16 protein-coding genes are annotated in these 19,616 nt (G+C 65.1%); 5 read left to right on the top strand and 11 right to left on the bottom strand.

Translation table 11 applies throughout. The annotated features are described in order from the left end of the window. Nucleotides 1-41: 41 nt before the first annotated feature. Together typA and P1K30_RS03130 are read left to right on the top strand one after the other, a co-directional pair. The gene (gene typA, locus P1K30_RS03125; protein ID WP_275631209.1) at nucleotides 42-1,856 is read left to right on the top strand and encodes a translational GTPase TypA; all 1,815 of its coding nucleotides are present in this window, start codon (nucleotides 42-44) and stop codon (nucleotides 1,854-1,856) included. A gap of 51 nt (nucleotides 1,857-1,907) precedes the next feature. After that, nucleotides 1,908-2,591, top strand: coding sequence for a DUF6639 family protein (locus P1K30_RS03130; protein WP_275631210.1), 684 nt, complete (start codon nucleotides 1,908-1,910; stop codon nucleotides 2,589-2,591). Nucleotides 2,592-2,683: 92 nt separating this feature from the next. Here P1K30_RS03130 and P1K30_RS03135 read toward each other — a convergent pair whose 3' ends face one another. The 8 genes from P1K30_RS03135 to guaB form a co-directional block, all read right to left on the bottom strand. Beyond that, the gene (locus P1K30_RS03135) at nucleotides 2,684-2,968 is read right to left on the bottom strand and encodes a hypothetical protein (protein WP_275631211.1); all 285 of its coding nucleotides are present in this window, start codon (nucleotides 2,966-2,968) and stop codon (nucleotides 2,684-2,686) included. A 509-nt stretch (nucleotides 2,969-3,477) separates the two neighbouring features. Beyond that, nucleotides 3,478-3,762, bottom strand: coding sequence for a DUF1330 domain-containing protein (locus P1K30_RS03140; protein ID WP_275631212.1), 285 nt, complete (start codon nucleotides 3,760-3,762; stop codon nucleotides 3,478-3,480). 2 nt (nucleotides 3,763-3,764) lie between these two features. Continuing rightward, nucleotides 3,765-6,437, bottom strand: coding sequence for an alanine--tRNA ligase (gene alaS / locus P1K30_RS03145; protein ID WP_275631213.1), 2,673 nt, complete (start codon nucleotides 6,435-6,437; stop codon nucleotides 3,765-3,767). A 103-nt stretch (nucleotides 6,438-6,540) separates the two neighbouring features. Continuing rightward, complete coding sequence (locus P1K30_RS03150; protein WP_275631214.1) at nucleotides 6,541-6,762, bottom strand: YjiS-like domain-containing protein; 222 nt, start codon at nucleotides 6,760-6,762, stop codon at nucleotides 6,541-6,543. Nucleotides 6,763-6,872: 110 nt separating this feature from the next. Next, entirely contained in the window at nucleotides 6,873-7,952 is a 1,080-nt protein-coding gene (gene recA, locus P1K30_RS03155; protein ID WP_275631215.1) for a recombinase RecA, read from the bottom strand. A gap of 217 nt (nucleotides 7,953-8,169) precedes the next feature. After that, entirely contained in the window at nucleotides 8,170-10,452 is a 2,283-nt protein-coding gene (locus P1K30_RS03160) for a hybrid sensor histidine kinase/response regulator (RefSeq protein WP_275631216.1), read from the bottom strand. A gap of 120 nt (nucleotides 10,453-10,572) precedes the next feature. Then, on the bottom strand, nucleotides 10,573-11,736 hold the full coding sequence (locus P1K30_RS03165) for an RsmB/NOP family class I SAM-dependent RNA methyltransferase (protein ID WP_275631217.1): 1,164 nt from the start codon (nucleotides 11,734-11,736) through the stop codon (nucleotides 10,573-10,575). Between the two features lie 10 nt (nucleotides 11,737-11,746). Further along, a complete protein-coding gene (guaB, locus tag P1K30_RS03170) occupies nucleotides 11,747-13,195 on the bottom strand; it encodes an IMP dehydrogenase (RefSeq protein ID WP_275631218.1) in 1,449 nt (482 codons plus the stop codon). Between the two features lie 180 nt (nucleotides 13,196-13,375). Between guaB and P1K30_RS03175 the strand changes: the two genes are divergently transcribed. Further along, entirely contained in the window at nucleotides 13,376-14,254 is an 879-nt protein-coding gene (locus P1K30_RS03175) for a hypothetical protein (protein WP_275631219.1), read from the top strand. Between the two features lie 115 nt (nucleotides 14,255-14,369). Here P1K30_RS03175 and lipA read toward each other — a convergent pair whose 3' ends face one another. Next, nucleotides 14,370-15,323 carry a lipoyl synthase gene (gene lipA / locus P1K30_RS03180; protein ID WP_275631220.1) on the bottom strand — a complete coding sequence of 318 codons (954 nt, stop codon included), beginning with the start codon at nucleotides 15,321-15,323 and terminating at the stop codon, nucleotides 14,370-14,372. Nucleotides 15,324-15,521: 198 nt separating this feature from the next. On the opposite strand from lipA, the gene P1K30_RS03185 reads away from it, so the two are divergent. Together P1K30_RS03185 and P1K30_RS03190 are read left to right on the top strand one after the other, a co-directional pair. Then, nucleotides 15,522-16,070, top strand: a complete 549-nt coding sequence (locus tag P1K30_RS03185; RefSeq protein ID WP_275631221.1) for a peroxiredoxin — start codon at nucleotides 15,522-15,524, stop codon at nucleotides 16,068-16,070. 302 nt (nucleotides 16,071-16,372) lie between these two features. Then, nucleotides 16,373-17,878, top strand: coding sequence for a catalase (locus P1K30_RS03190; RefSeq protein WP_275631222.1), 1,506 nt, complete (start codon nucleotides 16,373-16,375; stop codon nucleotides 17,876-17,878). Nucleotides 17,879-17,933: 55 nt separating this feature from the next. Here P1K30_RS03190 and P1K30_RS03195 read toward each other — a convergent pair whose 3' ends face one another. After that, nucleotides 17,934-18,104, bottom strand: a complete 171-nt coding sequence (locus tag P1K30_RS03195) for a hypothetical protein (protein ID WP_275631223.1) — start codon at nucleotides 18,102-18,104, stop codon at nucleotides 17,934-17,936. Between the two features lie 164 nt (nucleotides 18,105-18,268). Further along, nucleotides 18,269-19,387, bottom strand: coding sequence for a DUF6456 domain-containing protein (locus tag P1K30_RS03200; protein ID WP_275631224.1), 1,119 nt, complete (start codon nucleotides 19,385-19,387; stop codon nucleotides 18,269-18,271). Between the last annotated feature and the right edge of the window lie 229 nt (nucleotides 19,388-19,616).

A 19,616-nucleotide genomic window follows, 5' to 3' on the forward strand; every position in this document is an offset into this window, starting at 1 on the left:
CCAAGGTATCCGCGCGCCAACTCCCCTTACGGATACGACCAATGGACCTGCGCAATATCGCGATCATCGCTCACGTCGACCACGGCAAGACAACGCTTGTGGACGAACTTCTGAAACAATCCGGCGCCTTCCGCGAGAACCAGGCGGTCGCCGAACGGGCGATGGATTCCAACGATCTGGAACGCGAGCGTGGGATCACCATCTTCGCCAAGCCGACATCGGTGGAATGGAAGAACACCCGGATCAACATCGTCGACACCCCCGGCCACGCCGACTTCGGCGGCGAGGTCGAGCGGATCCTGTCGATGGTCGACGGCGTGGTGCTGCTGGTGGACGCGGCTGAAGGCCCGATGCCGCAGACGAAATTCGTGACCTCGAAAGCGCTTGCGCTGGGCCTGCGCCCGATCGTGGTGCTGAACAAGGTCGACAAGCCCGACGCGGAACCCGACCGCGCACTGGACGAATGCTTTGACCTGTTCGCCAGCCTCGACGCGAACGAGGACCAGCTGGACTTCCCGCACATGTACGCCTCGGGCCGCAACGGCTGGGCGGATGCCGAGCTTGACGGCCCGCGCAAGGACCTGTCGGCGCTGTTCAACCTGATCGTCAACCACGTCCCGTCGCCGAAGCAGATCAAGCACCAGGACGATGATTTCCGGATGCTGGCAACCACGCTGGGCTCTGACCCCTTCGTCGGCCGCCTGCTGACCGGCCGGATCGAATCCGGCAAGGTCAAGGTTGGCCAGACGGTGCAGGCGCTGTCCCGCATCGGCCAGAAGATCGAACAGTTCCGCGTCACCCGCGTCCAGGCCTTCCGCGGCCTTGCGCAGTCGGACATCGAAGAAGGCCTTGCCGGCGACATCGTGTCCCTTGCGGGCATGACCAAGGCCACCGTGGCCGACACCATCTGTGCGCTGGCCGTGGACGAGCCGCTGGACGCCCAGCCGATCGACCCGCCGACCATCACCGTGACCTTCGGCATCAACGACAGCCCGCTGGCCGGTCGGGACGGCAAGAAGGTGCAATCCCGCGTCATCCGCGAGCGCCTGATGAAAGAGGCCGAGGGCAACGTCGCCATCAAGATCCAGGACACCCCCGGCGGCGAGGCCTTCGAGGTGTCGGGCCGTGGCGAACTTCAGATGGGCGTCTTGATCGAGAACATGCGCCGCGAAGGGTTCGAACTGTCGATCTCTCGGCCGCAGGTGATCATGCGCGAAGGCGAGAACGGAACCGAGGAACCGATCGAGGAAGCCACGATCGACGTCGATGACGAATACTCGGGCGCCGTGATCGAAAAGCTGACCGGCACGCGCAAGGGCGATCTGGTCGAGATGCGGCCTGCCGGTGCCGGCAAGACCCGCATCATCGCGCATGTCCCGTCGCGCGGCCTGATCGGCTATCACGGCGAGTTCCTGACCGACACCCGTGGCACGGGCGTGCTGAACCGCGTGTTCCACGGCTGGGCGCCGCACAAGGGTCCGATTCCGGGCCGCCGTGCCGGTGTGCTGATCTCGATGGAGAACGGCGAAACCGTCGCTTACGCCCTGTGGAACCTCGAGGATCGCGGCAAGATGTTCCTTGGGGCGCAGGCTCCGGTCTACACCGGCATGATCATCGGCGAGCACTCGCGCGAGAACGATCTCGAGGTGAACCCGCTGAAGGGCAAGAAGCTGACCAACGTCCGCGCCTCGGGCACCGACGAGGCCGTGCGCCTGACCACGCCGGTCACGCTGTCGCTGGAAGAGGCCATCGCCTATATCAACGACGACGAACTGGTCGAGGTGACGCCGAACGCGATCCGTCTGCGCAAGCGGTATCTCGACCCGCACGAGCGCAAGCGCCAGTCGCGCGCATAACGATCCGTAACAGGATTGCCTGGCGTGGGGCGGGTTCGCTAACCTGCCCCTATGCCGAACCGTCGTCCGATATGGTTGCTGACGGCCCTTCCGGGCCTGTTCGGCATGCTGCCGGTCGATGCGCACGCGCTGGACTGTTTCGCCGACGGGCGCGTGTCCGTGACCGGGGGCGAGCCCACGTTGGAACGACACGTCTGCGACGTCGTGGGGGCTGCTCTTCCGGTCCTTGCCGCCTGTAACCTTCCGCTGTCCAAGCCGCTGACCATCGACGTCGTCGATGACCTGCCGGGCGGCTGCGTGGGCATGTACCACTGCGGCGAAGACCGGATCGAGATCCTGACGCCCGAAGACACTGCCGCCGTGCGCAATGCCGACACCCCGTTTCGCGATCTGGATGACGCGGCCTTCCACGACAGCGTCATCGTCCACGAACTGGCCCATGCACTGCACGATCAGGTGCCCTGCCCGCTGGACAGCTGCATCATCTCGGCCGAGTACGTCGCCTATGCGATGCAGATTCGCAGCCTGACGCCGGACGCCATCGTCGCCTTCGAAGCGCGGGGGGCCGTCGCCGGTCCGGTTTCGCGAGAGGATCTGACCCTGATGATGCTGTTCATGGCGCCGCACCGCTTTTCGGCGACGGCGTGGGCGCATTTCAGCCAGCGGCCCGACGGCTGCGGCTATATCGGCCAGATAATGTCGGGTGCCATCCTGCTGGACAGCGAACGCCCATAGGCCGGAACGAAATATGCGCGGGCCTGACCGGCCCGCGCATTTGCTTTTCAAATAAGGTTACCGGCGCGGATGACGCCAGCGTTCCGGACAGATCAGTCGCAGACCGGGCAGCCGCAGCTGACTTCGCGCATCACCCAGTAGCCCGGCGACGCAAGCATCTTGATCTCACGATAGACAGGAGCGTAGTGAACCAGTTCGATGCGGCCGTTCTTATGCTCGAACTGCTCCTTGGCAGGCTTCACCAGCTCTTTCTTCGTGGTGTAGGTGGCGGACACCCAGACCTTGTCGAAGCAGCCGACGGTCTTGCCTTCCCAAGCCATCGCGGACCCGGAAGAGATGACAACAGCGGCAACCGCGGCGGTCAGGATCGATTTCATTTTGCAAACCTCCATTACCCAAAAAAGTAAGGAAAATTTACCACGCGTGAATTTGACTAACCTAGGGGCAGCCGATGCAGGAAAGACAATTGAAAGCGAAAATTGCACATATTCTACCATTTGGGGCAGTTATGTGGCGCGACCGCACCACTCGCCCAGCATCTGCCGTAAGGTCATTTTTTGCAATTGGCACGCCACTTGAAACAAAGCGCGGAACCGGCTGATGTTGTTCGATTTATGCAAACAGAAAAGAAGTTGTCCTGTGGAAGAATTGAACTGACGACCAAAAATCAATCGCTTCACCCGTGGGGATAACTTGCGAATCCTCGACCGAAAAGTGGCCGTTCTGACAGAATTCCGCGTACCGCGACGTAAAAAGCCCCGGCCCCCGACGCTTGACGGGGACCGGGGCCGAAAATTCAGCGATTTCCGTGGGCTGGAGGAAACCGGACGATTCGGGCGGCGAGCCAACGCAAAAGTCAATCGGCCGCAGGTTGAATGCGCCGGGACTACACTTCCTCGACAACGACGAGGTCGCGTTCGCTTGCGCCTTTGGCAAAGCTCAGCGCCTCTTGGTAGCGGGGCGAGTTGTAGCATTCCACCGCCGCCTCGAGGCTGGGAAAGCGCGCCACCACGTTGCGGGGACGGTCCCGGCCTTCCAGCACGTGATAGCGCCCGCCACGGGCAAGGAAGACGCCGCCGTGGGCCGCGATCGCCTCGGTGGCGATGGCGGCGTACTTTCCATAGGCCTCTTCGTCAGAGACGGTTACATGCGCGATCCAGAGTGCACCCATTGTCAGGCTCCCATCACTTCGGCGGCTGCGGCGATGGCCGCGTCCGCGTTCGTTACATCCTTGCCGCCGCCTTGGGCCATGTCGGGGCGGCCACCGCCCCCCTTGCCGCCAAGCTGCGCCACCGCGGCCTTCACAAGGTCCACGGCGCTGATGTCGGACACAAGGTCCTCGGTCACGCCAGCGGCGACGGCGGCCTTGCCGCCCGCGTCGGCGATCAACAGGATCGCACCCGAGCCAAGCCGTTGTTTATGTTCGTCGATCAGGGCCGGAAGATCCTTGCCGCTGACGCCCTGAAGCACCTGCGCAAGGAACTTGCGGCCGTTGATCTCTTGGGCTTCGGCGCCCGCGCCCTGCCCGGCCCCGCCGGACATCGCCAGCTCGCGGCGCAGCTGCGCCAGCTCGTTCGTCAACGACTTGCGCTCGTCCAACAGCGCCTTGACCCGGCTGACGGCATCCTCGCCCGAGGTCTTCACAAGATCCTCGATCTCGGACAGCCGCTTGTCGCGGCCCCGCAGTTCGGCCATCGCGGCCTGCCCGGTCAGCGCCTCGATGCGGCGCACGCCCGAGGCCGACGCGGACTCGGCGGTCAGCACGAAGGCCCCGATGTCGCCGGTGCGGACCACATGGGTGCCGCCACAAAGCTCGATCGAGTAGGTTTCCTTGTCCATGCCCTTGCCGGTCGGCGCGCGGCCCATCGACACGACCCGCACCTCGTCGCCGTACTTCTCGCCGAACAGCGCCTGCGCGCCGATGGCGCGGGCGTCGTCGGGGGTCATGATACGCGTCTCGACCGGGGTGTTCTGCCGGATATAGGCGTTCACGTCGCGCTCGACCTGCGCCACCTCGTCGGCGCTCAGCGCCTTCGAATGGCTAAAGTCGAACCGCAGCCGGTCCGGCGCGTTCAGCGACCCGCGCTGCGCGACGTGATCGCCCAGCACTTCGCGCAGGGATTCGTGCAGCAGGTGCGTGGCCGAGTGGTTGGCCCGGATCATGCTGCGCCGGGAATGGTCGACCTTCAGCGCCACCGGCTCGCCCGTCTTCAGCGCGCCCTTCTTGGCGGTGACGAAGTGGCCAAAGATGCGGCCGCCGCCAAAGCGTTGGGTGTCGGTCACCTCTGCCTCGACCGACCCGTCGGTCAGCGAGCGGATCACGCCCGTGTCGCCAACCTGACCGCCGGACTCGCCATAGAACGGCGTCTGGTTCACGATCACCCAGCCGCTTTCGCCCTCGGGCAGGCTGTCGGTCAGCTTGCCGTCGTTGATGATCGCAGTGACCTGCCCTTCGGCGGTCTCGGTGTCATAGCCCAGGAATTCGGTGCCGCCCTGCTCGTCGGCAATCTCGTACCACAGGGCAAGATCCTTGGATTCGCCGGACCCGGACCACGCGGCGCGCGCCTTGGCCTTCTGTTCGGCCATCGCGGCGTCGAACCCGGCGGTGTCCACGGTGCGGCCCTTTTCGCGCAGGGCGTCCTGCGTCAGGTCCAGCGGGAAGCCATAGGTGTCGTACAGGCGGAACGCAGCCTCGCCCGGAAGCTCGGCCCCCTCGGCGATCTGGTCAAGCTCGTCGTCCAGCAGTTTCAGACCACGGTCCAGCGTGGTCTTGAAGCGCGTTTCCTCCAGCAGCAGCGTTTCTTCGATCAGCGCCTGCGCGCGTCCGAGTTCGCTGTAGGCCTGACCCATCTGCTGCACCAGCGCGGGAACCAGCTTGTGCATCACCGGGTCCTGCGTGCCCAGCAGGTGGGCGTGGCGCATCGCGCGGCGCATGATCCGCCGCAGGACATAGCCGCGCCCCTCGTTCGAGGGCATGACTCCGTCCGCGATCAGGAACGAGGTCGACCGCAGGTGGTCCGCGATCACCCGGTGGTGGACGTTGCCGTCGCCATCGGGGTCCGTGCTGGACGCGTGGGCCGACGCCTCGATCAGGGCGCGCATGGTGTCGGTGTCATAGTTGTCGTGCTTGCCCTGAAGCAGCGCGCCGATCCGTTCCAGCCCCATGCCGGTGTCGATCGACTGCATGTCCAGCGCGCGCATCGAGCCGTCTTCGAACTGCTCGTTCTGCATGAACACGACGTTCCAGATCTCGATGAAGCGGTCGCCATCCTCGTCGGCAGAGCCCGGAGGCCCGCCCCAGATGTGATCGCCGTGATCATAGAAGATCTCGGTGCAGGGGCCGCAGGGGCCGGTCGGGCCCATCTGCCAGAAGTTGTCAGAGGTATCGATCCGGATGATCCGGTCTTCCGGCACGCCGACCTTCTTCCAGATCTCGAACGCCTCGTCGTCGGTGTGGTAGACCGTGGTCAGCAGACGCGACTTGTCGATGCCGAAGTCCTTGGTCAGCAGTTCCCACGCAAAGGGAATGGCCTCGGTCTTGAAGTAATCGCCGAAGCTGAAGTTCCCCAGCATTTCGAAGAACGTATGGTGCCGCGCGGTGTAACCGACGTTGTCCAGATCGTTGTGCTTGCCCCCGGCCCGCACGCATTTCTGCGCCGTGGTCGCCCGGTTATAGTCCCGTTTCTCGACCCCGGTGAACAGGTTCTTGAACTGGACCATGCCCGAGTTCACGAACATCAGCGTCGGGTCGTTGCGCGGAACGAGGGGAGAGGACGGAACGACCTCGTGCCCCTGACGGCGGAAATAGTCGAGGAAGGTCGAGCGGATGTCGTTCAGGCTGGCCATGTCTTGGGTACGGTCCGGGTGTGTGGCAACGGTCTGCCCCGTTTAGCCTTGCACCCGGAAACTGTCCACTGGCCAATGGCCCTTAGCGCCTGTCGAAACGCCCTCAGGCGGCGCGGCGCACCATGCGGCCGGCCGGGAACGGGATGATCTCGGCCGTGCGGGCCGCGGGCCGGGCCGCGAAGGCGCCGCGCCCGTGGACATAGTCGCGGATCTGGTCGCGGCGTATGCCAAGGTCGAACAGCCCTTCGTTGGGCATCCGTTGCAGTTCGCGAACCGCCCGGCGTTTCTCGAGCGCATCGCGGGTTCGGGCCAGTAGTGCGTACATGCGCCATCCCTCCGTCGTGTATAGGTTCAGGATAGCGTATGTATATACAAATACAAAGGGCCGCAAGCGCGGCCCCCTGAATTCAGCGATATTTCCGCGATGCGCTGTGGTCAGTCTTCCATCAGCGCGTCGTCGTCGTCTTTCTCGCCGGGGGCCATATCGAAATCCAGCCCGTGCGCGGCGCGGATCTTGTCCTCGATCTCGTACGCCATGTCCTTGTTCTCGCGCAGGAAGGTCTTCGCGTTCTCACGCCCCTGCCCGATGCGTTCATCCCCGTAAGAGAACCAAGCGCCCGACTTCTCGACCACGCCGGCCTTGACGCCAAGGTCCAGAAGCTCGCCGGTTTTCGAGATGCCTTCGCCGTACATGATGTCGAATTCGACCTGCTTGAACGGCGGGGCCACCTTGTTCTTCACGATCTTCACGCGGGTCTGGTTGCCGACAACCTCGTCGCGGTCCTTGATCGCGCCGATGCGGCGGATGTCGAGACGGACAGAGCTGTAGAATTTCAGCGCGTTACCGCCCGTCGTCGTTTCGGGCGAACCGAACATGACGCCGATCTTCATCCGGATCTGGTTGATGAAGATCACGGTGCACTTGGACCGGCTGATCGAACCGGTCAGCTTCCGCATCGCCTGGCTCATCAGGCGGGCGTGGACACCCACGGACGAGTCGCCCATGTCGCCTTCCAGTTCGGACTTCGGCGTCAGCGCGGCGACCGAGTCGACCACCACCATGTTCACCGCGCCCGACCGCACCAGCGTGTCGGTGATTTCCAGGGCCTGTTCGCCGGTATCGGGCTGCGAGATCAGCAGCTCGTCAAGGTTCACGCCAAGCTTCTTGGCGTATTGCGGGTCCAGCGCGTGCTCCGCGTCGACGAAGGCGCAAACGCCACCCTTTTTCTGCTCTTCCGCGATGCAGTGCAGGGTCAGGGTCGTCTTGCCCGAGCTTTCCGGACCATAGATCTCGACGATCCGGCCTTTCGGAATGCCGCCGATTCCCAGCGCGATGTCCAGGCCAAGCGACCCGGTCGATGTCGCCTCGATATCGCCCAGCGGGTTGTCGGCCCCGAGCTTCATGATCGAGCCCTTGCCGAACTGCCGTTCGATCTGTGCCAGCGCCGAGTCGAGCGCCTTCTTCTTGTCGCTGTCGCTCTTGTCCATCATCTTCAGAAGTTCTGCCGTAGCCATGATCGTTCGCACCCTTATTTCACAGCGCCTGCCCTGCGGCAATGACTGCCGATGTTCGCCTCTTGTTCCCACAATGGTATGGGAACAAAAAGAGCACATTTCAAGCAAAATCTTATGGAATGAAGGATGCGCCCATAGTGGTGAACGTTTGGTTTACGGGCCTCGATGGTTCGGGAGAATATTGTAACCAATGGGAAACGCTTGGCTTCTTATTCCGTCAGCCGATCTGTTCCTGCACCGTTTCCGTCAGCTGCGCCAACGAGAACGGCTTGGGCAGGAACACGGAGTTGGGAATCTTCGCCCGGTTATGAGAGATGCTGTCCTCGGAATAGCCCGATACGAACACCACGCGCGTGTCCGGGCGGACCTGCAACGCCTGCTGGACCCATGTCGGACCGTCCATGCCGGGCATGATGACGTCGGTCACGAAGACATCCACCTGCAACTCGCGGTCTTCGAGCTTTTTCAACGCCTCTTCGGCGCTGTCCGCTTCCAGCACGGTATGGCCGCGCAGGCGCAGCGCGCGGCTTGCAAAGGCGCGCACCGGCGCTTCGTCCTCGACCAGCAGGACGACACCCCCGTTAGGCCGCGCCGCCGGTCGCGCGGGCGCGGCGCGCTGGTCCGCCGTGGTGGGGCCAATGCCGCGATGGGCGGGGAAATACATCGTGAAAACCGTGCCCTGCCCCAGAACGCTGTCGGCGAAGATGAAACCGCCGGACTGCTTGACGATGCCGTACGCCATCGACAGGCCCAGCCCGGTCCCCTCGCCCGTGCGCTTGGTGGAATAGAACGGCTCGAAGATCTTGGCGATCCGGTCGGCGGGGATGCCGCAGCCTTCGTCCTCGACCGTGACCACCACGTAATCGCCCGGCGGCACCTTTGCCCGGTCGCGCGCCAGCACATCGGACAGGCGCACCGCGCGGGTGGCTATGCGGACGCGTCCGCCGTCCTGCATCGCGTCGCGGGCGTTCACGACAAGGTTCATCAGCACCTGTTCCAGCTGCCGCTTGTCGGCCCGGATCTGAGGCAGGTCGGGGTCGTTGGTCCAATCCAGCTGAATCTTCTCGCCCACCAGCCGGTTCAGAAGATGGGTCAGGTCGCCCAGCGTGTCGCGCAGATCCAGCAGTTCGGGCTGCATGTTCTGCTTGCGCGAGAACGCCAGAAGCTGCCCGACCAACGCCGCCGCGCGGTTGGCGTTCTGGTTGATCTGCACAAGGTCGCCATACTCGGAATCGTCGGGTTCATGGCGCAGCAAAAGCAGATCGCAATGGCCAGAGATCGCGGTCAGCAGGTTGTTGAAGTCATGTGCGACACCGCCCGCAAGTTGCCCCACTGCCTGCATTTTCTGGCTTTGCACGAACTGTGCTTCCAGCGTCTTCAGCTCCGTCGCGTCGATCAGCACCGCCAGCAACGAGGCCGTGCCGCCGTCGACCATCCGGCCAAGCGCCACCTGAAGGTACACGTCCTTTTGCGGACGGGTCGCGCGGACCACCTCGGCCTGATTGCCGCCGCGCCCCTCGGACACGTCGCGCAGCCATTCCTCCACCGGGCGGCCCAGCCCCTCGACCGTGGCGGCAAAGTCGAACTCTTCCTCTTCGGGCAGCGCCAGAAGCGCGCGGGCGCGGCGATTGGCCATCAGGATTCGCCCGTTGGCCGACAGCTTCAGCACCGGGACGGGAAGCGCATCGGCGTGGGTCATCGCCGTATCAGGGGATTCGCCGGGCCAGACATAGGCCTGCCGCAGGCCGCCCGGTTCCACCATCGTGACGATATGGGCGGACACCTGCCCCTTCGCCGTGTCCAGCGTGTGCATCTGTCCCTTGCGCAGCGGCAGGTCCGTCACCACCCGGTCCAGCGTCTTCACCCGGCCGCCGATCAGCCGTTCCATCGCAAGGTTCATCGCGACGATGCTGTCGGTGCGCGACAGGCGCATCATCGGCATCTCGATATCCTCGGCCGAGGCGCTGGCGTGTTCGTCCAGCCGCCAGATGTGCCCGCCGGGATCGGCGCGGGTGACCGAAAGCCGCAGCACGCCGTAGGCGGTCGCCACGTCCTCGGCGGCGCTGCCCTGTGCGTCGGCGCGGTGGCGAAGCCGCGCGATCACCTGTCCGGGCGCGGCAAAGTGGTCGCCGATGGCGCCGGCCAGCGTGTTGTCGTCGCCGTCGCGGTATCGGTTGGCGGCAGCGGCGTTGCGATAGGTGATGCGCCCGATTTCATCCGTCAGAAAGCTGGGCACCGTGTCGCGTCCGACCAGCGTCGCGATGGCGGCGGTCACATGCCCCTGCCGCACGCGGTAATGCAGGACCAGCACCCCGATCAGGACGCCAAGCATCCCTAGCGTGGATCCGACGACCAGAAAGGCCAAACCCGTAAAACCGCCAGAGAACAAAAGCGCGAGACCCAGACAGCCCGCGGCAGGCGCCAGCACCCGGCGCCAATGCGGCGCCACCGTCAGCGCCATGCGCGTCAGCGCGCCAGGAGGCCTTGCGACGTCGGACACTACACTTCCCCCTGCGTTTCGCGCGGAAGCTTGGCGCGAAATGGTTAACAGGGTGTTAAGATCCGGAGGGTCGACGGGCGCCGAGGCTCAGACTGGGCTCAGCCTGGGATCAACTTGCGATCAGGTGGATGGCGCGTCCATAACGGCAACGAAGAACCCGTCGCCTCCGTCCTCGGGGCTAAAGCGCCGGGACAGCGTCAGGGTCCAGCCCTTTGATGCGGCAAGGAATTCCTCGATCTGGGCGGAATTTTCGGCGGTCAGCATCGAGCAGGTCATGTAAACCAGCGTTCCGCCCGGCTTCACATGCCGCGCCGCGGTGGCAAGGATCTCGGCCTGCGTGCGGCACAGATCGTCCAGACGCTCGGGCGTCAACAACCATTTCGCTTCGGGGGTCCGGCGCCATGTGCCCGAGCCTGTGCAGGGCACGTCGCACAGCACCACGTCGAAGCGGTCCGCGTCGGCGATCGTCTCTTCGGTGACAATCGCCGCGCCCGCTCGCTCTGCCCGCACCGGCAGGTCACGCATCCGGCGCGGATCGGAATCATGCGCCGTCACGCGCGCGCCCCGAGCCGCCAGCGCCAGCGCCTTGCCCCCGCCCCCGGCGCAGTAGTCCAGCACGCGGGCGCCGGGTTCCAGCGGCACCGCCGCGCAGGCCGCCTGGCTGGAGGCGTCCTGAAGCTCGACCAAGCCATCGAGATAAGCGCGCGACTGCGCCACGCGGCGGGGGTTGGATGTCACCTCAAGCGCGGTGTCGGCCAGCGGATGCGGCGCGGTCTCGATCCCGTCGGCGGCCAGCATGGCGCGCACGTCCTCGCGGTCGGCCCGTGCGATATTCACCCGCAGGAACACCGGCGCGCGGGTCCGAAGCACGGCCAGCGCGGGCTCGGTCCGGTCGCCAAGGCTGTCGGACAGCGGCCCCATCAGCCAATCGGGCATGTCCAGCCGCACCGCGTCGGGCGCGTTGGACAGGTCCTGCCCCGCTTCCTCGGCCCCAACAGGCGCGGGGGCGTATCCTTCGCCGGTGAACAGCGACGAGGGATCGGTGCCCGAAGCCCTTTGTGCGCCCAGCATCAGGCCGCGCCCGGTTTCCGCCCCGCCCAGCCACGCGAAGGACCGGCGGCAACGCAACGCGTCATAGACGTGGTCGCGGATGGCGGCGCGGTCACCGGAACCGGCATAGCGGTTCCGGCGCGCCCAGGTCGTCAGGACCTTTTCGGCGGGGGCGCCGGACAGAACCTCGTCCAGCACGGCGATGGCCGCCGCGATGCGTGCTCCGGGGGTCACGGGTGGTCCGTCACATCAGCCGGTAGTTCGGCGACTCGCGCGTGATCTGAACATCGTGCACGTGGCTTTCCTTCAGCCCCGCGCCGGTGATCTTCACGAACTGACAGTTCTTGCGCATCTCGGGCACGGTGGCACAGCCGGTATAGCCCATCGCGGCCCGCAGACCGCCGACCAGCTGGTGGATCACCGCACCGGCAGAGCCTTTGTAGGGCACTTGCCCCTCGATGCCTTCCGGCACCAGCTTGTCGCTGGCGGCGTCCTTCTGGAAATAGCGGTCGGCCGAGCCGCGCGCCATCGCACCCATGCTGCCCATGCCGCGATAGGACTTGAACGACCGGCCTTGGTACAGGATCACCTCTCCCGGGCTTTCGTCGGTCCCGGCAATCATCGAGCCGACCATCGCGCAGGACGCACCCGCCGCGATCGCCTTGGCGAAGTCGCCCGAGAACTTGATGCCGCCATCCGCGATGACCGGCACGTCGCCCGCCGCCGCCGCGCAGTCCATGACGGCAGTCAGCTGGGGCACGCCGACGCCGGCGACCATCCGCGTCGTGCAGATCGAGCCCGGCCCGATCCCCACCTTCACCGCGTCGGCGCCCGCGTCGATCAGTGCGCGCACGGCCTCACCGGTGGCGACGTTGCCCGCAATCACCTGAACTTCGTTCGACAGCAACTTGGCGCGGGTCACCGCCTCGAGCACGCCCTTGGAGTGACCGTGCGCGGTGTCGATGACCACGATGTCGACGCCCGCATCGACCAACGCCTCGGTCCGCTCGAAGCCCGAGTCGCCCACCGAGGTCGCCGCCGCGACGCGCAGCCGGCCCAGCCGGTCCTTGCAGGCGGTCGGGTTCAGCACCGACATCTCGGTGTCCTTCAGGGTCAGCAGGCCGGTCAGCTTGCCGCTTTCGTCGGTGACCAGCAGCTTTTCGATCCGGCGCGCCTTCATCAGGCTGATCGCCTCGTCGCGGTCCGCCGGTTCCTGCAGGATCGCAAGATCTTTCGAGGTCATCATCACCCGCACCGGCGTGTCGTCCGAAGTGGCGAAGCGCATGTCGCGGTTGGTGACGATGCCGACCACGCGGCCCTTCTCGTCCACCACCGGGAAGCCGGTGAAGTTGTAGCGGTCGATCAACGCCTTGGCGTCGGCCAGCGTCTGGTCCGACCGAAGCGTCACGGGATTGTACACGATGCCGCTTTCGAACCGTTTGACCCGGCTGACTTCGCGGGCCTGCGTCTCGACGTCCAGGTTCTTGTGGATCACGCCGATGCCGCCGGCCTGCGCCATCGTGATGGCCATCCGCGACTCTGTCACGGTGTCCATCGCGGAACTGAGAAGCGGGATGTTCAGCGCGATCTGACGGGTCACAAGCGTCCGCGTATCCGCCGTGGACGGCAGCACGCTCGAGGCCGCCGGGACCAGTAGAACGTCGTCGAAAGTAAGGGCCTCGCGAATCTCCATGAGGGTCTCCTTTGGAGTTTTCGTTTTGGCAGTTTGCTATTTCACGCAAGTCGGAGAATGGAAAGGCCCAAATCCCTTTGCCGGTGCGACTGTCACCCTTGCCGGGAACGCAAGGCTGCGATCTTTCCCTTTTCGGCGGTTGCGCTATCATCGATATCCCCCGGATGAAGGAGACCGATGATGCGGACGTGGTGCCTTGCATGTGCCGTGGCAATCGCGGGCCACGCGGCCAGCGCCGACGACTCGTGGCCCTTCAACGCCGAGGGCCGCGCCACCATTGGCCTGACGAACCGCATTCCGGGCGCCGCCCCCTTCCTTGCAGGCGACGTTCTGTTTTCGCTGGGCGTCAGCGGCACGCCTTTATCCTTCGAACTGGGCGCTTATGGCTACCTGAACCGGACCGACACCCCGCACGAGACCTATGGCGCGCTTGCGTGGACCTTCCCCGTGGCCAAGGTATCGGCGGGCGTGGTGAAGCCCGCCTATGACAGTTTTGCGCTGTCCGCTCTGGACCGGATTCTGCCGACGCTTGGTGCCGAGCGCGCGCGACAGACCCGGTCCGAGGCGACATGGGGCGCGATGTTCGACGGCTACCTGCCGCTGGGCGCGCGGGTCGAGTCGCGGATCGGTCCGGTGGATCTGGCGGTGTCGGCGCATCGCGACAAAAGCCGCAAGGCCACGCTGGTCGCCGTGGGTGCCGCGTGGACGCAGGGCGCGTGGACGGTATCGGGCGCTGTCGAAGGCGACGTGGACGACGACACCGGCACCCAAGCGAAACTGGCCGCCGAGTGGCGCGGTGACCGCCTAAGCGCGGGGGCGGCGGTGTTCGTCCCGGATTCCACCACCCTGCCCGACCTGCTGGAACTGTCCGGCACCTACGCGGCAGCGCCCCGGATCGAGCTTTCGGGCGCGGTGCAGATCCCGTTGGACGGCGCAGCGGCCACCGTGGCGGCGTCCGGGCGATACCAGATGAACAGCGGCATCGGCGTGAACATCGGCGCCGGGGTCGAAGACGGCCACGACGCGGTGGTCAGCACCTACCTCGATTGGCGGTTCTAAGCGGGATTTTTGGGAGTGTGCCAGATGGGGTGAAACCCCATCCTACGGCCATTCTTCACGTCGCGTGCCCGTTTTTGCGTAGGATGGGGTTCTACCCCATCCCACCAACCACACTTCAGGCCAGCCCGAGCTTGCGCTGCCGCGCGTCGCGCAGGCGGGCGAAATCGTCACCGGCGTGATAGCTGGACCGCGTCAGCGGCGTGGCCGATACCATCAGGAAGCCCTTACCGAACGCGGCCTTTTCGTAGCCCGCGAATTCCTCGGGGGTGACGAACCGGTCGACGCGGTGGTGCTTCGGCGTCGGCTGAAGGTACTGACCGATGGTCAGGAAATCGATGTCGGCGGCGCGCATGTCGTCCATGACCTGCAGCACGGCTTGTCGATCCTCGCCCAGACCCACCATGATGCCCGACTTGGTGAACATCGACGGGTCCATTTCTTTCACCCGCTGCAACAGGCGCAGGGAATGGAAGTAGCGGGCGCCTGGGCGGACCTCGGGGTACAGGCCGGGAACCGTTTCAAGGTTGTGGTTGAACACGTCCGGCCGCGCCTCGACCACCACTTCCAGCGATCCTGGCTTCGACTTCAGGAAGTCGGGCGTCAGGATCTCGATGGTGGTGTCCGGCGCGCGCTTGCGGATGGCGCGGATGGTCATCGCGAAATGCTCGGCCCCGCCATCCTCAACGTCGTCGCGGTCGACCGAGGTGATCACGACATGGTTCAGCCCCAGCTTGGCCACGGCGTCGGCGACGCGCCCCGGTTCGAACACGTCCAGCGCCTCGGGCGGCTTACCGGTGGCGATGTTGCAGAACGAACAGGCACGGGTGCAGACCTCGCCCATGATCATCATGGTGGCGTGGCCCTGGCTCCAGCACTCGCCGACGTTGGGACAGCCGGCTTCTTCGCAGACCGTGGTCAGCTTGTGCTCGCGCATGATGTCGCGCGTTTCCTTGTAGCCGGCGCTAACGGGTGCCTTGACGCGGATCCAGTCGGGTTTCTTCGGCTGGGCGTTATCCGGGCGGTGCGCCTTTTCCGGGTGGCGCTGATCGGGAATCTTCAGATCACGCATGGGACCTCCTCGCTTGCCTGCTATGTAATGCATTTCCAACGGAAACCCCAACAGGCAAAGCGACGCTTTCGAATAACCGCATGGCGGCTATGCGCGTCGAACCGTGCCAAATCGTGCCGTGGCGTGTTGCGGCCCGTTGTCCCGGCCAGCTAAGACCCTTCGCAAACGCAGCATTTCAGCAAGACGAGGAACGAGCGCATGAAAGCCGGTCAGACCCTTCCCAACATCACCTTCCGCACCCGCGTTCGCGACGAGGCCGTCGGCGGCCCGAACCCGTTCCGCTGGCAGGACATGACCACCGACGACTACTTCAAAGGCAAGCGCGTCGTCCTGTTCTCGCTGCCGGGCGCCTTCACGCCGACCTGCTCGACCTACCAGCTGCCGGGCTTCGAAGAGAACTTCGCCACCTTCCAGGAACTGGGCATCGACGAGATCTACTGCATGTCGGTCAACGACAGCTTCGTGATGAACCAGTGGGCGAAGGCCCAGGGCATCCAGAACGTGAAGGTCATCCCCGACGGCTCGGGCGAGTTCACCCGCCGCATGGGCATGCTGGTCGCGAAGGACAACCTGGGCTTCGGCATGCGCTCGTGGCGCTATGCGGCCATCGTCAACGATGGCGTGATCGAAGCGTGGTTCGAAGAGCCGGGCCTGTGCGACAACCACGGCGAAGACCCCTATGGCGAGTCGAGCCCCGAGAACCTGCTGAAGTACCTCAAGGAAGCCAAAGCGACCGCCGCCGCCTGATCGCGGCGCGGGTTTCGCGCGCTATCTGAATGAATTTAGCCCGGCAGTCCCTTCGGATTGCCGGGTTTTTCTTGTTTTAGGGTCGGTGTAATGGGGTGAAACCCCATCCTACGGGGCCGCCGTCGTTCACGGTGATACCGACGGGGCCAATGTGGGCGTAGGATGGGGTTCCACCCCATCTGACCCACCATCACCCACGCCACCCCGCCTCCACAGCCCCCATCCGCACGAACCCATCGACGCCGCGCCGCGCCGTTCTACCTCCTCCGGCAACCAGACATTTCCAGATTCGGAGGACGCATATGTTCAGGAAACTCACCACGACCGCAGGTGCTCCGGTTCCCAGCAACCAGGACAGCCTGACCGCGGGGCCGCGTGGCCCGGTCCTGATGCAGGACTACCAACTGCTCGAGAAACTCGCCCACCAGAACCGCGAACGCATCCCCGAACGCACCGTCCACGCCAAGGGCTGGGGCGCGCATGGGGTTCTGAAGATCACCGGCGACATTTCGAAATACACCATCGCCAAGGCGCTGCAGCCGGGCGCCGAGACGCCGATGCTTGCCCGGTTCTCGACCGTGGCGGGCGAATCCGGCGCCGCCGACCACGAACGCGACGTGCGGGGGTTCTCGCTGAAGTTCTACACCGAGGACGGCAACTGGGACCTCGTGGGCAACAACACGCCCGTGTTCTTCGTCCGCGACCCGTACAAGTTCCCCGACTTCATCCACACGCAGAAACGGCACCCCAAGACCAATTTGCGCTCGCCCACCGCGATGTGGGATTTCTGGTCGCTGTCGCCGGAATCGCTGCACCAGGTCACCATCCTGATGTCCGACCGCGGCCTGCCGCAGTCGCCGATGCACATGAACGGCTACGGGTCGCACACCTTCTCGTTCTGGAACGCCGAGGGCGAACGCTTCTGGGTCAAGTTCCACTTCAAGACCGAGCAGGGCCACGACTATTACACCAACTCGGATGCCGAGAAGGTCGTGGGCAAGACCCGCGAGGGCTATCAGGAACGGCTGTACACCGCGATCGACGAGGGCGATTTCCCGCGCTGGAAGGTGCAGGTCCAGATCATGCCCGAGACCGACGCCGAGAAGACGGACTATAACCCGTTCGACCTGACCAAGGTCTGGCCGCACGCGGACTATCCGCCCATCGACATCGGCGTGCTGGAACTGAACCGGAACCCCGAGAACTATTTCCAGGAAATCGAGTACGCCGCCTTCAGCCCGTCGAACATCGTGCCCGGCATCTCGTTCTCGCCGGACAAGATGTTGCAGGCGCGGATCTTCTCCTACGCCGATGCGCACCGTTACCGGCTGGGCACGCATTACGAGCAGATGCCGGTGAACCAGCCGCGTTGCCCCGTGCATCACTATCACAAGGACGGCGCGATGAATTACGCCGGGCTTCAGACCGGCACACCCGACGCCTATTACGAGCCGAACTCGGTCGATGGCGCTCCCGTCGAGGTACCCGAGGCGCAGGAACCGCCGCTGAAGGTGTCGGGCGATGCCGACCGCTACGATCACCGCAAGGGGCATGACGACTTCACGCAGGTGACGGCGCTGTTCAACATCTTCGACGATGGCGAAAAAGAGAGGCTGTATTCCAACGTCGCCGCCGCGATGGGCGGGGTCCCGGCCGAGATCATCGAACGTCAGTGCAAGCTGTTCGATCAGGTCCACCCGGACTACGGCAAGGGCGTACGCGACGCCGTGCGTGCGGCTGACCCGGACAAGTACGACCCCAACGCCGTGCCGGTGACCGAGAAGACGCCGCAGCAGGCTGCCGAATAAGGCCGACGAACCCGACAGGGGCGCGCGGTAATTTGCCGTGCGCCCTTGTGCCGTCTCAGCTGTCGGTGAACGCGATCACCAGCGTGGCGCCGATGATCCAGATGGCGAAGGCGGCGAAAATGCCGACCGTCAGGGAATAAATCCCCAGCACACCGCCGAGGGCCGCGACGACACCGGCGCCGCCCACGACCCCCTGAAGCGCCCGGCGTTTGTTGCGAAAGCTCATCGCGTCCTCCCTTGGCTTCCTGGATACGCGGCAGGATGACACCGGACGGCGTGCGCGACATTGACCTGCATCATACGGGCCTGCGGGCAATCCGATGGCCCACCCCGCAAAAGCAAAGGGCGCCCGTCCCCACAGGCGCCCTTTCTGCTGTTCAGACGTTTCCGTCAGCCGATCATCTGCGCCTCGGCCCCCAGCGTCGCATAGTGCCGTTTCAACCGTTGCAGCGCGATCTTCAGGACGATCTTGCCAGAGCGCGCCGACCAGCCCATGCGTTTCTCGGCCTGCTCCATGCCTTCCAGAAAACAGCAGCACCGCAGCACCACGTCGCCCAGCCCCGGGCCGAGGTCCTTCAGCGCCGCCGCGACGCGGGCGCGGGCGCGTTCCGACCCCTGCCCGTCCAACGACCCGCCGAACCCGCCGCGATCCGCGCCGGTCAGGAAACGGTCCCAGTTCTGCGCCACGCGCGGTCCCAACTGCGCCAGTTCGAAATCCTCGCGCAGGCGCTCGCCCGCGGTCACAAGGTCGGCGTCCAGAAACGGGTTGCCGTCCTTGTCGCGCCGCCGCGCCAGCGCCACCAGCGGGCTTTCGTTCGCGTTATAGCGGGCGCGTCGACCGGGCCGCTTGCCCTGCTCGGGGTCGGCCTGCGCGTACTCGCGGTGCTGTTCGCCGAAGGCCGACGGCGCCTCGGCCAGCCCGGGCTGGGCGTCATGCTCGGCCAGAAGCCGCTTCAGCGCCGCGCGGCCTGCCGCGGTGATCCGGTAGCGGGCGACGCGGCCCTTGGCCTTGCCCTCGATCCAGTCCTTCACGACGAAGGCCTCGGCGATGTCGGTGTCCAGCACGGCGGTGCGCACGCTGCGCCCGTCCGAGGTTTCGCGGACGACCACCGCCTTTTCCATCCCCGGCGCCAGCGCCAGCACTGCATCGGGCTCGGACAGGCGCCGCAGGATGCGCCTTGCTTCGGTATTCACCTTCTCGACGTCGGGCCACGTCTCCTTGCTGATGCGGCTGTCCATTTTCATGTTCCGGGTATCCTTGCTTGAAAAGTTCGGCTGGCTGCGGGCGTCGGCCGCCAGCCTGTTGAATGCCCTGTCAACGACAGGGTCGTCCCGCCGACCCTCGTTGCGCCTGACGTGGCGCATCACGGTGGACGCATGACAGCCCGCAAGCCGCGCCAGCGCCCTGATCGACTGTCCGCATTCCGTGTGGACCAGATAGTGGCGCACATGGACCGGCAGCCAGTCCGGGAATGGGTTCCCGGATCCGGTTCCTCTGTATCCCGTCATCGTGTTCGATGCCCCTGACGGTGGTTTCCAGACGTTCCGCGAATGAAGAAAGCGCGTCCCCCGCGCACCCCTCAAGCGCAAAAGCAATGACAACTTGGGGTGGAATTAGTTTCCAATTGGTTAATTTTATCCACAGACCGGTAAGACTGTCCCCAATTTCTAAATATTGTCCTAACGCCAAGCCCGTGAAGCCTTGTTGCGCAACGCCCTGCGCGGTGCGGTCATGTTG

The sequence above is a fragment of the Psychromarinibacter halotolerans genome, from assembly GCF_029168315.1.
In the GTDB taxonomy this organism is placed as follows: Bacteria; Pseudomonadota; Alphaproteobacteria; order Rhodobacterales; family Rhodobacteraceae; genus Psychromarinibacter; species Psychromarinibacter halotolerans.